General features: G+C 72.6%; 14 protein-coding genes and 1 pseudogene. 6 read left to right on the top strand and 9 right to left on the bottom strand.

The window, feature by feature from the left end:
- Window positions 1–123 precede the first annotated feature (123 nt).
- The 3 genes from AB5970_RS12740 to AB5970_RS12730 all read right to left on the bottom strand — a co-directional run bounded on the left by AB5970_RS12740 (window position 124) and on the right by AB5970_RS12730 (window position 3,818).
- The gene (locus AB5970_RS12740) at window positions 124–1,221 is read right to left on the bottom strand and encodes a BMP family lipoprotein (protein WP_370504317.1); all 1,098 of its coding nucleotides are present in this window, start codon (window positions 1,219–1,221) and stop codon (window positions 124–126) included.
- A 206-nt stretch (window positions 1,222–1,427) separates the two neighbouring features.
- On the bottom strand, window positions 1,428–2,633 hold the full coding sequence (locus tag AB5970_RS12735) for an amidohydrolase (RefSeq protein ID WP_370504364.1): 1,206 nt from the start codon (window positions 2,631–2,633) through the stop codon (window positions 1,428–1,430).
- A gap of 84 nt (window positions 2,634–2,717) precedes the next feature.
- A complete protein-coding gene (locus AB5970_RS12730; RefSeq protein ID WP_370504316.1) occupies window positions 2,718–3,818 on the bottom strand; it encodes a mannose-1-phosphate guanylyltransferase in 1,101 nt (366 codons plus the stop codon).
- Between the two features lie 208 nt (window positions 3,819–4,026).
- Between AB5970_RS12730 and sdhC the strand changes: the two genes are divergently transcribed.
- The 5 genes from sdhC to AB5970_RS12705 all read left to right on the top strand — a co-directional run bounded on the left by sdhC (window position 4,027) and on the right by AB5970_RS12705 (window position 8,614).
- On the top strand, window positions 4,027–4,398 hold the full coding sequence (sdhC, locus tag AB5970_RS12725; protein ID WP_370504315.1) for a succinate dehydrogenase, cytochrome b556 subunit: 372 nt from the start codon (window positions 4,027–4,029) through the stop codon (window positions 4,396–4,398).
- Window positions 4,398–4,859: a succinate dehydrogenase, hydrophobic membrane anchor protein gene (sdhD, locus tag AB5970_RS12720; RefSeq protein ID WP_370504314.1), complete on the top strand. Its 462-nt coding sequence runs from the start codon at window positions 4,398–4,400 to the stop codon at window positions 4,857–4,859. Before sdhC ends, sdhD begins: the two co-directional genes overlap by 1 nt.
- A gap of 39 nt (window positions 4,860–4,898) precedes the next feature.
- Complete coding sequence (gene sdhA / locus AB5970_RS12715; protein WP_370504313.1) at window positions 4,899–6,749, top strand: succinate dehydrogenase flavoprotein subunit; 1,851 nt, start codon at window positions 4,899–4,901, stop codon at window positions 6,747–6,749.
- Window positions 6,749–7,510 carry a succinate dehydrogenase iron-sulfur subunit gene (locus AB5970_RS12710; RefSeq protein ID WP_370504312.1) on the top strand — a complete coding sequence of 254 codons (762 nt, stop codon included), beginning with the start codon at window positions 6,749–6,751 and terminating at the stop codon, window positions 7,508–7,510. Before sdhA ends, AB5970_RS12710 begins: the two co-directional genes overlap by 1 nt.
- A 300-nt stretch (window positions 7,511–7,810) precedes the next feature.
- Window positions 7,811–8,614, top strand: a complete 804-nt coding sequence (locus tag AB5970_RS12705; RefSeq protein ID WP_370504311.1) for a phosphotransferase — start codon at window positions 7,811–7,813, stop codon at window positions 8,612–8,614.
- On the opposite strand, the gene AB5970_RS12700 is transcribed toward AB5970_RS12705, so the two are convergent.
- The 6 genes from AB5970_RS12700 to AB5970_RS12675 form a co-directional block, all read right to left on the bottom strand.
- Complete coding sequence (locus tag AB5970_RS12700) at window positions 8,611–9,561, bottom strand: YihY/virulence factor BrkB family protein (RefSeq protein ID WP_370504310.1); 951 nt, start codon at window positions 9,559–9,561, stop codon at window positions 8,611–8,613. The genes AB5970_RS12705 and AB5970_RS12700 overlap by 4 nt on opposite strands.
- A 41-nt stretch (window positions 9,562–9,602) precedes the next feature.
- The gene (locus AB5970_RS12695) at window positions 9,603–10,625 is read right to left on the bottom strand and encodes a YihY/virulence factor BrkB family protein (RefSeq protein ID WP_370504309.1); all 1,023 of its coding nucleotides are present in this window, start codon (window positions 10,623–10,625) and stop codon (window positions 9,603–9,605) included.
- A 9-nt stretch (window positions 10,626–10,634) separates the two neighbouring features.
- Window positions 10,635–11,207 (bottom strand): 2'-5' RNA ligase family protein, encoded by a 573-nt coding sequence (locus tag AB5970_RS12690; protein ID WP_370504308.1) that lies wholly within the window; start codon window positions 11,205–11,207, stop codon window positions 10,635–10,637.
- Window positions 11,204–12,244, bottom strand: coding sequence for a tryptophan--tRNA ligase (gene trpS, locus AB5970_RS12685; RefSeq protein WP_370504307.1), 1,041 nt, complete (start codon window positions 12,242–12,244; stop codon window positions 11,204–11,206). The genes AB5970_RS12690 and trpS overlap by 4 nt, the downstream gene beginning before the upstream one ends.
- 80 nt (window positions 12,245–12,324) lie before the next feature.
- On the bottom strand, window positions 12,325–12,717 hold the full coding sequence (locus AB5970_RS12680) for a twin-arginine translocase TatA/TatE family subunit (protein WP_370504306.1): 393 nt from the start codon (window positions 12,715–12,717) through the stop codon (window positions 12,325–12,327).
- Window positions 12,718–12,764: 47 nt separating this feature from the next.
- Window positions 12,765–14,093, bottom strand: coding sequence for a S1C family serine protease (locus tag AB5970_RS12675; protein WP_370504305.1), 1,329 nt, complete (start codon window positions 14,091–14,093; stop codon window positions 12,765–12,767).
- Between the two features lie 10 nt (window positions 14,094–14,103).
- Between AB5970_RS12675 and AB5970_RS12670 the strand changes: the two are divergent.
- A pseudogene (locus tag AB5970_RS12670) lies at window positions 14,104–14,391 on the top strand (hypothetical protein); the annotation flags it as partial.

Below are 14,391 nucleotides of genomic sequence, written 5' to 3'. Positions count from 1 at the left end.
GGTCGTCTCCTTCGACGTCACGACTGTTCTCAGACACTATCCATCTCCCCGAGCGGTGGGCGCCGGACAGGCCGACGGCCCGGGCGCTGGGCCCGGGCCGTCGGACTGGGGTGGTGCGTCAGATCACTTCGGGGAGGCCGCGGACTCCACGACGATGTCGCCGGAGATGATCGCGGCCTTGAGCTCCTCGACCTTCGCCTTGACGTCGTCCGAGACCTTGGAGTCGAAGTCGTGGAACGGGGCCAGACCGAGGCCCTCGTTCTCCAGCGTGCCGACGTACGGGTCGGACGTGAACTTGCCGTCCACGGCCTCGCTGATCGTGTCGAAGACGGCCGGGCCGATCTCCTTCATGACCGAGGTGAGGACGATCGGGCCGTACGAGGTGGTCTCGAACCAGTCGGCGTCGACGCCGACGATCGCGACGTTGCCGGCCGCCTGCGCGACGGACGCCGTGCCCAGACCGACCGGACCGGCGACGGGCATGATGATGTCCGCGCCCTGGTCGATGAACGACTGGCCGATGTTCTTGCCGTCGTCCTGGCTGTCGAAGTTGCCGGCGAAGACGCCGGTCTGCGCCGCCTTGTCCCAGCCGAGGAGCTGGACGGACTTGCCGCTGTCCTCGTTGTACTTGGCGATGCCGTCGGCGAAGCCGTCCATGAAGATGGTGACGGACGGGATCTGGATGCCGCCGAACGTGGCGACCTTGCCGGTGGTCGACTGCGCCGCGGCCACGTAGCCCGCGAGGTAGGCCGACTGCGCCGTGTCGAAGAGGATCGGCTTGGCGTTGTCGATGGTGACCGGGTTGAAGTCGGCGTCCGAGAACGCGCTGTCGACGAGCGCGAACTTGATGTCCGGGTTCGCCTCGGCGGCCGTCTGGATCGGGTCCTCGAGCAGGAAGCCGACGCCGATGATCAGGTTGCAGTTCTCGGCGACCAGGCTGTCGATGTTCGGCGTGTAGTCGGTGTCGGCGGAGGACTCGACGTGCGCCTCGGTGATGCCGAGCTCGTCCTTGGCCTTCATGAGGCCCTCGAAGCCGGCCTGGTTGAACGACTTGTCGTCGAAGCCGCCCGCGTCCGAGACCATGCAGGCCTTGAAGTCGACGGAGGCAGCGGTCGAACCGGAGCTGCCCGGCGTCGACGTGTCCTCGGGGGCACTCCCACACGCCGCAAGCGCAAGGGCGACCGCCCCGCCGAGCGCGGCCACTCGAATGATCTTCTTCACGCGACTCTCCTGAATCTCGTCAGCAGCCGGTCCGGCTTGGGCCGACCGTGCGATTGGCACGACGGTGTGCCACCACAGGTCTGGGGCTGCCCGGCATTGATGCTCGGACCATAACGAGCGCGACGTGTCGTGCAGGTTACCGGTGGGTATCCGTGCAGGTTCCGTTACCGACTTGGTATGTCGGCCCAGGTGGCGGACGTGCCGTCTCAGCCTGCGAGAAGGGCGGCGCGGGCCAGGAAGAGTGCCCCGACCTCGACCGCGCGCTCGTCCACCCGGAGGTCACCCTGGTGGATGTCGAACGTCCGGCCGCCCGGCGTGCGCGTGCCGAGCCGCGCCATCGCGCCCGGCACCTTGGTCAGGTACCAGGCGAAGTCCTCGCCGCCGAGCGACTGCTCGGTCAGCAGCACCGAGTTCGGGCCCAGCACGTCGCGCGCGGCGGCCTCGAGCACGGAGGTCGCGTGCTCGGCGTTCTCCACCGGCGGGACCCCGCGGTGGTGCCGCACGTCGACGGTGACCCCCAGGGGCGCGACCACCTGCTCGACCGCGGAGTGGAACACCTCGGAGGCCTTCTCCCACGCGCGCACGTCGAGGCAGCGCAGCGTGCCCTTGACCACGCCGGTCGACGGGATCGCGTTGTGCGCGGCGCCGGCCTGGACGGCCCCCCACGTGAGGTTGACGCCCGAGCGCGGGTCCAGCCGCCGGCCCAGGATCGCCGGCACCTGCGTGATGACCTGGCCGAGCGCGAAGACAACGTCACCCGTCAGGTGCGGGCGCGACGTGTGCCCGCCGGGCCCGGAGACCGTCACCGTGACCTCGTCGCTCGCCGACGTGATGGGTCCGATGCGCGTGCCCACCTGGCCCACGTCGACCTTCGGGTCGCAGTGGAAGGAGTAGATCTGCCCGACCCCGTCCAGGCCGCCCGCCGCGAGCACGTCGAGGGCTCCCCCGGGCTGCACCTCCTCGGCGGGCTGGAACACCAGCCGGACGCCCGTGGTCAGCTCGTCGGACAGCTGCGCGAGGACCAGGCCCGCGCCCAGCACCGCGGCGGTGTGCACGTCGTGCCCGCAGGCGTGCGTGACGCCGCGCACGGTCGAGGCCCACGGGACCCCGCTGGTGTCGTGCACCGGGAGCCCGTCGAGGTCCGCCCGCAGCGCGATGCGCTTGCGGCCCGACGTCAGCGGGCTCGGCCCGAGGTCGCACACCAGGCCGCTGCCCGGGAGCAGCTGCGGCTCGAGGCCGGCCGCACGCAGCCGCTCGGCGACGAGCTTCGTGGTGCGGACCTCCGTGCGCCCGAGCTCGGGGTGGGCGTGGATGTCGCGGCGGATGGCCACCAGCTCGTCGCGCAGCTCGGCGACCAGCGCGGCGAGGCGCGCCGACACGGGCTCCACCGGGTCCGGGCGGAGGCTGGTCAGCGGGGCGACGACGGGCAGGAGGGGGGCGGGCGGCACGCCCTCGACCTTAACCGCGACGGCGGGGACGGGCCGAGGGTGTCCGCGTCAGAGCAGGTCCTCGCGGCCCGCGGCGCGCCAGCCGTCGACCGCGGACTTCACGGACTGCGCGTGCGCCCGCGTGGTCACCAGGACCGCGTCGGGGGTGTCGACCACCACCGCGTCCGGCAGCCCGAGCACCGTGACCGCGCGGCCCGCACCCGGGACGACGAACGCCCCCGCCGCGTCGAGCCGCAGCACGGCGGTCTCGTCGCCGAGCGTGTCCCCGGGCAGCAGCTGGGCGAGCGAGTCGAAGTCGCCGACGTCGTCCCACGTGAAGTCGCCGGGCACGACGGCCACGCCGCCCGCGGCGGCCACGGGCTCCGCGATCGCGTGGTCGATGGCGATCTTGGTCAGGCCGGGCCACACGCGCTCCAGCACCTCGCCACGCGCATGGGAGTCCCAGGCGGCGGCGATCTCGCGCAGGCCGGCCGCGAGCGCGGGGAGCTGCGCGGCCAGGTGGTCCAGCAGCACGCGCGCCCGGACGAGGAACATGCCCGCGTTCCACCGATACTCCCCGGTCGCCAGGTACGCGGTCGCGGTCTCAGCGTCGGGCTTCTCCGTGAACCCCGACGCGTGCGCGACCGTGGGCGCGCCGTCGAGGCCCAGCAGGGCACCGGACCGGACGTAGCCGAAGGCCGTGGACGGGCCGGTCGCGGCGATCCCGAGGGTCACCACGTAGCCCGCGCGGGCGGCGACCACCCCCTCGCGCACGGCCCGGTGGAACGCCTCGGAGCCGTCGATGACGTGGTCCGCGGCGAACGACCCGAGCACGACGTCCTCGCCGTGGCGCTCCAGGAGCACCGCGGCCGCCAGCCCGATCGCCGCCATGGAGTCACGCGGCGACGGCTCGGCCAGCACGTCGTCGGCCCCCAGCTCGGGCAGCTGGTCCGCGACGGCGACCGCGTGGCGCGCGCCCGTGACCACGAGGACCCCGCCCGCACCGGTCAGCGGCAGCAGCCGGTCGACCGTCGCCTGCAGCAGGGTGCGCCCGGACCCCGTGAGGTCGAGCAGGAACTTCGGGTGCCCCGCGCGGGACAGGGGCCACAGGCGGGTGCCCGCACCACCGGCCGGGACGACGGCGTGGAAACCGGGGATCGCTGAGGGCATGGGGGCCAGGGTATCGGCCGCGCACGCCGGCTCTGCGCTGTGCAATACCTCACAGCGGGGGCCCTAGGGCCCTTGCCGACGGGTTGCGTACTGATCGGTTCACTACAGTTGACGCGACAAGGACGCCGTCGTCCGACCCTCTTCCTCGCCAGGAGGCCCCCCAGTGCCTGCAGCGACCTCCGAACGCGGAGCGCCGTCCGAACGCAAGGTGCCCGCCGGAACGCTCTACCGCGGCCGAGAAGGCATGTGGTCGTGGGTCGCGCACCGAGTGACCGGCGTCGCGATCTTCTTCTTCCTGCTCGTCCACGTGCTCGACACGTCTCTGGTGCGCATCTCGCCCGAGGCCTACAACGACGTCATCGGCACGTACAAGAACCCGATCATGGGTCTGGGCGAGGCCGGCCTCGTCGCCGCCATCGTGTTCCACGCCTTCAACGGCCTGCGGATCATCCTGGTCGACTTCTGGGCCAAGGGCCCCAAGTACCAGCGCGTGATGCTCTGGGTGGTGCTCGGCCTGTTCGTCGTGACCATGGCCGGCTTCCTGCCGCGCCACCTCATGCACGTGTTCGGGGGCGAGTGATGACCACGATCGCCGACCCCAAGGCCCCGCGGCCCCCCAAGCCGCGCCCGGCGCGCCTGACCACGCGCGGCAACACCGAGCTCTACGGCTGGGTGTTCATGCGGGCGTCCGGCGTCGTCCTGCTCGTGCTGATCTTCGGGCACCTGTTCGTCAACCTGGTGGCCGGCGAGGGCGTCAAGGCCATCGACTTCGGGTTCGTGGCCGGCAAGTGGGCGTCCCCGTTCTGGCAGGTCTGGGACCTGCTCATGCTCTGGCTCGCGATGATCCACGGCACCAACGGCGTCCGCACGATCATCAACGACTACGCGGAGCGCGATCACCTGCGGCTCGTCCTCAAGGGCCTGCTGTACCTCGCGTTCGCCATCGTCGTCGTGCTCGGCACGCTCGTCATCTTCACGTTCGACCCGTGCCCCACCGGTGCGACCGCGGACCTGCTCCCGTCGTTCTGCACGGCGTCCTGACGACTGACCTCCTCCAGAGACAGGAAGGCATCGACCCCGATGCAGACCCACCAGTACGACGTCGTGATCGTCGGCGCGGGCGGCGCCGGCATGCGCGCGGCCCTCGAGTCCTCGACGCGCGTGCGCACGGCCGTCATCTCCAAGCTCTACCCGACGCGCTCCCACACGGGTGCGGCGCAGGGCGGCATGTGCGCCGCGCTGGCCAACGTCGAGGAGGACAACTGGGAGTGGCACACGTTCGACACCGTCAAGGGCGGTGACTACCTGGTGGACCAGGACGCTGCCGAGGTGATGGCCAAGGAGGCCATCGACGCGGTGCTCGACCTGGAGAAGATGGGCCTGCCCTTCAACCGCACGCCCGAGGGCAAGATCGACCAGCGCCGGTTCGGCGGGCACACCCGCAACCACGGCGAGGCCGCCGTGCGCCGGTCCTGCTACGCCGCCGACCGCACGGGTCACATGATCTTGCAGACGCTCTACCAGCAGTGCGTGAAGAACGAGGTCGAGTTCTACAACGAGTTCTACGTGCTCGACCTGCTGGTGGACCACGACCTCGCGGCCGGCCACGTGCCGGACGGCGAGGAGGTCAACGTCTCGGGCGTCGTCGCGTACGAGCTGGCCACGGGCGAGATCCACGTCTTCCGGGCCAAGTCCGTCGTGCTGGCCACCGGCGGCGCCGGGAAGATCTACAAGACGACGTCGAACGCCCACACGCTCACGGGCGACGGCATGGCGCTGGCGTACCGCCGCGGCATCCCGCTGGAGGACATGGAGTTCTTCCAGTTCCACCCGACCGGCCTGGCGGGCCTCGGCATCCTCCTGTCGGAGGCCGCGCGCGGCGAGGGCGGCATCCTGCGCAACTCCGAGGGCGAGCGCTTCATGGAGCGCTACGCCCCCACCATCAAGGACCTCGCACCGCGCGACATCGTCGCCCGCTCGATGGCCAACGAGGTGCGCGAGGGTCGCGGCGCCGGTCCCAACAAGGACTACGTGCTGCTCGACCTCACGCACCTCGAGCCGGCGCACATCGACGCCAAGCTGCCGGACATCACGGAGTTCGCGCGCACCTACCTCGGCATCGAGCCGTACACCGAGCCCGTGCCCGTGTACCCGACCGCGCACTACGCGATGGGTGGCATCCCCACCAACATCGAGGCCGAGGTGCTGCGCAACTCCACCGACGTCATCCGGGGCCTCTACGCCGCCGGCGAGGTCGCGTGCGTGAGCGTGCACGGCTCCAACCGCCTGGGCACCAACTCGCTGCTCGACATCAACGTGTTCGGCAAGCGCGCCGGCATCTCGGCCGCCGCCTACGCGCTGCAGGCGTCGTTCGTCGAGCTCCCCGAGGACCCGGCGGCCACCGTCGTCGCCGGCCTCGAGGAGATCCGCACGCGGCCCGACGGCGAGCGCGTGGCGGACATCCGCAAGGCGCTGCAGGAGAGCATGGACCTCAACGCCCAGGTGTTCCGCACGTCCGAGTCGCTCACGCAGGCGCTCGACGACATCAAGGCCCTGCAGAAGCGGTTCCGGCACGTGTCCGTGCAGGACAAGAGCCGGATGTTCAACACCGACCTGCTCGAGGCCGTCGAGCTGGGCTTCCTGCTCGACATCGCGGAGACGGTCGTCGTCGGCGCCCTGAACCGCGACGAGTCCCGCGGTGGCCACTTCCGCGAGGACTTCCCCGACCGGGACGACAAGAACTACATGCGCCACACGATGGCCTACCGGCGGCCGCTGCCCGTCAAGGGGCACCGCCTGTGGGGCAGCGAGGGCGACGGCGACCACAAGGGCTCGTTCGCGCACACCACGCTGTTCGACGACTACCAGCTCGTGCTGGGCTCCAAGCCCGTCACGATGACCCGCTACCAGCCGATGGAGCGTAAGTACTGATGACTGCTGTGCTCGACGCGCCCTCGGCGGCTCCCGTGATCCCGTCCTTCGACGTCACCCTCAAGGTCCGGCGCTACCTGCCCGGCGACGACGGCGCCGCCGCCGAGCCGTACTGGGACGAGTTCACGGTCCGCGCCCACGGCACCGACCGCGTGCTCGACGCGCTGCACAAGGTGAAGTGGGAGGAGGACGGCTCGCTGACGTTCCGCCGCTCCTGCGCCCACGGCGTGTGCGGCTCCGACGCCATGCGCATCAACGGCCGCAACCGCCTGGCCTGCAAGACCCTGCTCAAGGACCTCGACCTCAAGAAGCCGATCACGGTCGAGCCCATCAAGGGCCTGCCGGTGATCAAGGACCTGGTCGTCGACATGGAGCCGTTCTTCGCCTCCTACCGCGAGATCATGCCGTTCCTCATCACCACCGGGAACGAGCCCACCAAGGAGCGCCTGCAGAGCGCCGAGCAGCGCGCACGGTTCGACGACACCACCAAGTGCATCCTCTGCGCCGCGTGCACGTCCTCGTGCCCGGTGTTCTGGACCGACGGGCAGTACTTCGGCCCCGCCGCCATCGTCAACGCGCACCGGTTCATCTTCGACAGCCGCGACGAGGGGGGCGCCCAGCGCCTTGAGATCCTCAACGACAAGGAGGGCGTGTGGCGCTGCCGCACCACCTTCAACTGCACCGAGGCCTGCCCGCGCGGCATCGAGGTGACCAAGGCGATCCAGGAGGTCAAGCGCGCGATGATCACCCGCGCGTTCTGACGCACCCGCGCGCCGTCTGACGCGCACGAGGGCACGCACCCCACCCGGGTGCGTGCCCTCGCTGCGTAAGGAGTTCACGCGTCGGCGGCGGGCCCACGCCCCGTGGAGTTCACGCACTCCAACCCCCCGCGTGCGTGCCCTCGCCGTGAGGAGTTCACGCCACCCCACCGCGTGCGGCCCCTCGTCCCGTGAAGAGTTCGTTGCGGTGAGCGCAACCAACTCTTCACGCGAGCGGCGAGCGGGTCGCGCGAGGAGTGGAAACGGGTCGCGCGCGGGGCGTGCCGCGCGCGATGATCGCCCGTGCCTTCCCGCTCCGCGCCACCCGGCCCCGACCGCGACCACGAGGTCCCGCTGCCCGGCGGGAACGTCGGCGGTGCCGTCCGCGTGGGTGACACCGTGCGCCGGCCCACCGGCCCGTGGACGCCCGCGGTGCACGAGCTGCTCGGGTTCCTGGCCGACGCGGGCCTCCCCCTGGTCCCCCGGGTTCTCGGGGTCGACGAGCGCGGCCGCGAGATCCTCTCGTTCCTGCCCGGACGGGTGCTCGAGATCGGCCGCGAGGCGCTGACCGACGCCCAGGTCCGGTCGGCCATGCGCTGGCTGCGGGAGTACCACGCGGTTGTCGCCGGCTTCCCGCGGGAGAGCCGGCGGTGGCGGTTCGTCGAGCGGGCACTCGGGCCCGGCGAGATCGTCTGCCACCACGACAGCGCGTTGTACAACATGGCGTTCGACGGCGACGAGCTGGCCGGGGTGTTCGACTGGGACGTCGCCGGCCCGGGGATCCCGCTGGACGACGTGGCGATCTTCGCGTGGAACACCGCGGTGCTGTTCCCCGAGACCGACGCCGGCGAGGTCGTCCACGTGCTGCGCACCATCGCCGCCGGCTACGGCGGGCTGGACCCGCGCGCCGTGCTGGACCACGTCGTCGTCCGCATGACGGCGGCGGCCGACCGGATCGCCGCGGCGCAGGCGGCGGGTGACCCGGGGATGCTGCGGCTCGGCGAGATCGGCGAGCCCGCGGCGACGCGTGCCCGCCTCGCGGTCCTCGGCGCCAGGCTGCCCGAGCTCCACGCGGCGCTCGACGGGGCCGGGACGGGGCGGACCTAGCGCGGGTCACGGGGCCGCGCGCCCTCCTCGACGTACGGCGGGTCCGCCGTCCAGGCGGCCGCGAGCAGCATGATCCGGGCGATCAGGTTGACCCAGACCAGCAGGGTGACGAGCACCGCGACGGACGTGAAGAGCGGGTTCTTGCTCACGCTCCCCGCGACCACCGTCGTGCCGAGGGTCCGCACGATCCCGAGCCCGGCGGCCGCGATCGCGGCACCCCGGAGGAGGTCCCGCCACGGCGGGTTCTCGGCCGCGAGCACCTTGACGACGAGCACGAAGAGCGCGGCGTCGACGACGAACGCGACGAGGATGCCGAGCGCCCTGAGCACGGCGGAGGTCAGCCCGCTCCAGCCGAGTGCGTCGAGGATCCACGACGCGACCGTCCCCGCGCCCGTGGTCAGCGTCGCCGACAGCAGCACCGCGAACCCCATCCCGACGAACCCGCCGAGGTCGCGCGCCTTGCCGATCATCGGGTTGCCCGCGGCGTCGGAGGCGAACATCGCCCGCACCGACCTGCGCAGGGCGGTCATCGCCGCGATGGCGCTGAGCAGCAGGACCACGGCGGCGACGACGCCCGCCGTGGTCAGGCTGGTGGACAGCTCGAGCGTCCCGGGGTCGATCGCACCCTCGCCGTTGCCGGTGTCCAGCAGGTGGGGGTACGTCGTGTCGACGGCGTGCACCACCCGCGCGCGCAGCTCGTCGTTGTCGCCGAGCACCGCGACGAACGCCGTGTACCCGATGGTCAGCGCGGCGAACACGGAGAACAGCGCCGCGTACGCGACGCCGCCCGCGAGCACGCCGCCGCTGCGGGCACGGAAGCGCGCGTTCGCACGCCCGGGTCGGGAGTGCTTCCACCGCGCGACCAGCTCCTTGCCGTGGCCGACGAGCGTCCGCTCACCGGTCCGTCCTGCACGCGTCCCGACCGGCGGGCTCGTCTCGGCTGCCATGCGCCGACCCTAGGGCGACCCCAGGAGCCGGTACAGGCGGGTCACGCGCCGGGCGCCCCCGAGGTCGCGGCGGCGGGCTCGGCCAGCGGCGGGTCGGCCGTCCACGCCGCGGCCAGCAGCACGATGCGCGCGATGAGGTTGATCCAGACCAGCAGCGTGACGATGACCGCAACCGACGTGAACAACGGGTTCTTGCCCACGCTGCCGGCGACCACCGAGGTGCCGAGGATCCGGACGATCCCGATGCCGACGCCCGCGATGACCGCCCCCCACCGCAGGTCGCGCCAGGGCGGGTCCTCGCCGGCCAGCACCTTGACGATCAGCAGGAACGTGGCGGCGTCGATGACGAACGCGACCAGGATGCCGACCCCGCGCAGCACGAGCGTGGTCCAGCTGCCCCAGCCGAGGGCGTCGAGGATCCACGACGCCGCGCTGGCCACCCCGGTGGTCACCAGGGCCGAGAGCAGCACCGCGAACGCCATGCCGGCGAACCCACCGAGCTCGCGCGCCTTGCCAAGCACCGCGTTCCCGCCGGCGCCCTCGTCGGCGAACATCGCCCGCACCGCGGTACGCAGGGCCGCCATGGCAGCGATCGCGCTGAGCAGCAGGACGACGACCGCGACGATGCCGGTGACCGTGAGGCCGCCGCTCAGCGTGAGCGAGTCGGGGTCGATCATGCCCTGGCCGTCACCGGTGTCGATCAGCCCGGGCAGCGAGGCGTTCACGGAGGCGAGGACCTTCTCGCGCAGCGCGTCGTTGCCGCCGAGCACCGCCATGAAGATCGTGTAGCCGATGGTCAGCGCCGCGAACACCGAGAACAGCGCCGCGTACGCGATGCCGCCCGTGAGCACCCCGCCGCCGCGCGCCCCGAACCGGGCGTTGGCCCGGGCCGGCCGCGTGCGCTTCCACCACGCGAGCAACGCCTTCGCCCTGCCCACCAGGGAGCTCCTGGGGGCGGCGTCCGGCGGGTCCGCCGCGACGGCGGTCGCGCGCGCGTGGGCCGCACCCGCACCCGCGGCCGGACCGGTCTGGTCGGCCTGCGCTCGGGTGTCGTCGGCCGTCATGCCCCGACCCTAGGTCGCGCGGATGACCTCGGCATCTGCGGGCGAACCGGTGAGGCTGAAGTCACGGGCGGGCCGCCACACGCCGTCGTCGCCGTGCGCATAGCTGTGGAAGCTGTCGACGACGAACGAGGCGTCGAAGTCGGCCAGCCCGTCGAACGCGGCGTCGAGCCGGTCGTCCGGCACCTCGTGCGCGACCGTGACGTGCGGGTGGTAGACGAAGCGCAGCTCCTGGGACAGCAGGCCGGACCGGACGCTGCTCTCCAGCCCCTCGCACCCGGCCACACCCTCGGCCACCTGCACGAACACCACGGGCGAGACCGGCCGGAACGTGCCCGTGCCCCGCAGCCGCACGACGAACGGCGCGTGCTGCGCGGCCACCTCCGCCAGGTGCTCGTCGACGGAGGTGATCTCGTCGTGCTCGATCACGGTGGGCCCGAGGAGCGTGATGTGCGGCGGGATGAAGTCGGCCCACGGGTCGCCGAACCGCGCCCGCGCGGTCTGGAGCACCGTGCCGTAGGGCTCGGGCACGGTGATGGCGACGCCGATCCGGACCTGGTCGCCGGATCGCTCCGGCAGCCTCACGCGCCGACCCGGGCGCGGGACCGGCGCGGCAGCAGCCCGCTGCGGTCGTACAGGCGCTCGAGCGTGCCGGCCGCCAGCTCGCTCGCGCGGTCGGCGCCGTCGGCCAGGATGTCGTCCAGCGACGCCGGGTCCGCCAGGTAGCCGTGCACGCGCGCCTGGAAGGGCGTGAGGAAGTCGACCACCACGGCGGCCAGGTCGACCTTGAGGTCGCCGTAGCCCTTGCCCGCGTAGTCGGCCTCGAGCGCGGGGATGTCCCGGCCGGTGAGGGCCGAGTAGATGGTGAGCAGGTTGGACACGCCCGGCTTGCCCTCGGGGTCGAACCGGATCTCGCGCCCGGCGTCCGTCACCGCGGACCGGATCCGCTTGGCGACCACCTTGGGGTCGTCCAGCAGCTCGATCAGGCCGTTCGGGCTCTCGGCCGACTTGCTCATCTTGGCCGTCGGGTCCTGCAGGTCGTAGATCTTGGCGGTGGCCTTGACGATGTGCGGCTCCGGCACCACCACGGTGTCCGGCCCGAACCGGGAGTTCAGGCGCTGCGCCAGGTCCCGCGTGAGCTCGAGGTGCTGGCGCTGGTCCTCGCCCACGGGCACCAGGTTGGTGTCGTAGAGGAGGATGTCCGCCGCCATGAGCACCGGGTACGTGAACAGCCCGACCGTGGTGCCCTCGGTCCCGTGCTTGCCCGACTTGTCCTTGAACTGCGTCATCCGGTTGGCCTCGCCGAACGCGGTGTGGCACGACAGCAACCAGGCGAGCTCGGCGTGCTCGGGCACCTGGGACTGCACGAAGAGGATCGAGCGCTCGGGGTCCACGCCGGCCGCGAGGTACTGCGCGGCCGTGCGCCGGGTGCGGTCGCGCAGCACGGACGGGTCGGGGCTCACGGTCAGCGCGTGCAGGTCGACCACGCAGTAGATCGCGTCGTGGTCCTCCTGCAGGGCGACCCACTGGGTCAGCGCGCCGAGGTAGTTGCCCAGCTGGAGGGAGTCGGACGTGGGCTGCATCCCGGAGAAGATGCGCGACTGCTGGGGCGCCAAGACCATCGGACCATTCTGTCAGGGCGGGAGCACCCGGCTGGCGGGTGTCGTCCCGGGGGGCGGGAGGGGTGTGCGCGGGGCCGGTGTCAGGTCGCCTCGTCGTCGTACGGCGACGGGGTCGGCGGGCTCGCGGCCGCGGCTGCCGCCACGCCCCCGGTGGCCGCGCGGGCCGCGGCGGCGCCGGTCACCGGTCGGGTCGCCGGGGTGCTCACGGGTCGGACGGGGTCGTCCTCGAGGAGCGCGTCGCGCACGATCCGGCGCGGGTCGTACTTGCGCGGGTCGAGCGCCGACCAGTCGACGTCGCCGACCTCGTCGCCCAGCTCCTCGTCCACCCGCGCCTTGGCCTCCCGGAGGAACGCCCGGCCCTTGCGGACCCACTGGCCCAGCTGCTCGGCGTAGCCCGGCAACCGCTCGGGGCCGATGACCAGCGCGGCGACGACGAGCAGCACGAGCAGCTCTCCGCCGTTGATCCCGAACACCGGGTCAGACTACCTCCCGGTCCTGGACGCGGCGGTCCGTCCCCCGGTCACTCCGGGGCGGACTCGTCGAGCTTGACGCGGACGTCGCGCTCGCTGGATCCGCTGCGCACGTGCAGGACGATCGTGTCGCCCGGGGTCCGCGCGCGAATGGCCACGACGAGCTCGTCCGGGTCGGTCACGGGCCGTCCGTCGATGGCCAGGATCACGTCGCCCGGGTGGATGCCGGCCCGCTCGGCCGGCCCGTTCGCGGTGACCGGCGACTGCCCCGACTGCGGGTCGGTGGACACCTGCACGCCCTCGCCGGTGTACCGCTGGTCCAGCAGCACGCCGATGATCGGGTACGTGGCGTGACCGGTCTCGATCAGCTGGTCGGACGTGCGGCGCACCTGGTTGGACGGGATGGCGAACCCGAGCCCGATGCTGCCGCCGACGAGCGCGGTCGAGCCCGGAGGCTGCGCGATGGCCGAGTTGATGCCGATCACCTCGCCCGCCGCGTTCACCAGCGGGCCACCGGAGTTGCCGGGGTTGATGGCGGCGTCGGTCTGGATCGCGTTGATGAACGCCTGGGCGTCCGCGCCCGACTCGCCCGCCGACACCGGGCGGTTGAGCGCGCTGACGATGCCCGTGGTCACCGTGCCGGCCAGCCCGAGCGGGGCACCGACCGCCACGACCGGGTCCCCGACCACGACCTGGTCCGAGTCCCCGAGCAGCAGCGGCGTCAGGCCGTCGACCTCGACCTTGAGCACGGCCAGGTCGTAGTCGGTGGTGCTGCCGACGATGGTCGCCGCCTGCTCGCTGCCGTCCACGAACGTCACCGTGATGGTGGTCGACGCGGCCTCCTTGGCCTGCGCGATCACGTGGTTGTTGGTCACCAGGTACCCGTCGCCGCGCAGCACGAAGCCCGAGCCGGTGGCGCTGCCCTGCGGCCCGTCCACCTGGATCGACACGACGCTGGGCAGGATGTCCGCCGCGATCCCGGCCACCGAGTCCGGCGCGCGCTCGATGGTGCCGGCGCCCGCGGCGGCCACCGGCAGACCGGCGTCGGCCAGGTGGTCGTCCTTCGAGAGCCGCCCGCCGACGACACCGCCGACCGCGCCCGCGGCGAGCGCCAGGACGATCAGCGGGACCACCCAGGCGACCGAGAGGGTGCGCCGGCGCCGGCGGTGCAGGACGACGGTGTGCGGCACACCGGACGGGCCCTGGGGCTCCCCGGCCGGAGGGGTCGCGGCGCCCTCCGGGGCACCCTGCCAGTGCGCGGGCTGCTGCGTGGCCGGGCCGTCCGGGTTGGGCGGCGCGTACGGGGACGGCGGTGCGTACGGCGAGGGCGCCGCGTAGGGCGTCGGCGGGGTGTACGGGGCCGCGGAGCCGTGCGGCACGGACCAGTGCGTGCCCGGCGCGTGCGCGCGCGCCGCCGGGACCTGCGGGGACTCCGCGGGGACGGCCGGGGCCGGGGCGTCGGGCTCGGGGGCAGGGGTCCCCTGCTCAGCCCAGACGGGCCAGGCGGGCGCGGGCGCCGACGCCGGCGCCGGGACGGCGGGCTGGTCGGCCGGCTGCTCCGGCGTCGCGGGAAGGTCGCGGCGGCCCGACGGCGAGGTGGGGGGCCGCGAGGTGTACGTCCTGTCCTACGAGCCTCGAACGGCCATGACGACCCCCGACGACGACGCCCAGCCGGCC

The sequence above is a fragment of the Cellulomonas sp. ICMP 17802 genome (genome assembly GCF_041295535.1).
Taxonomy (GTDB): Bacteria; Actinomycetota; Actinomycetes; order Actinomycetales; family Cellulomonadaceae; genus Cellulomonas.
The sequence above is the reverse complement of the archived record's forward strand: the minus strand, read 5'-3'. Positions and strand labels throughout refer to the sequence as shown.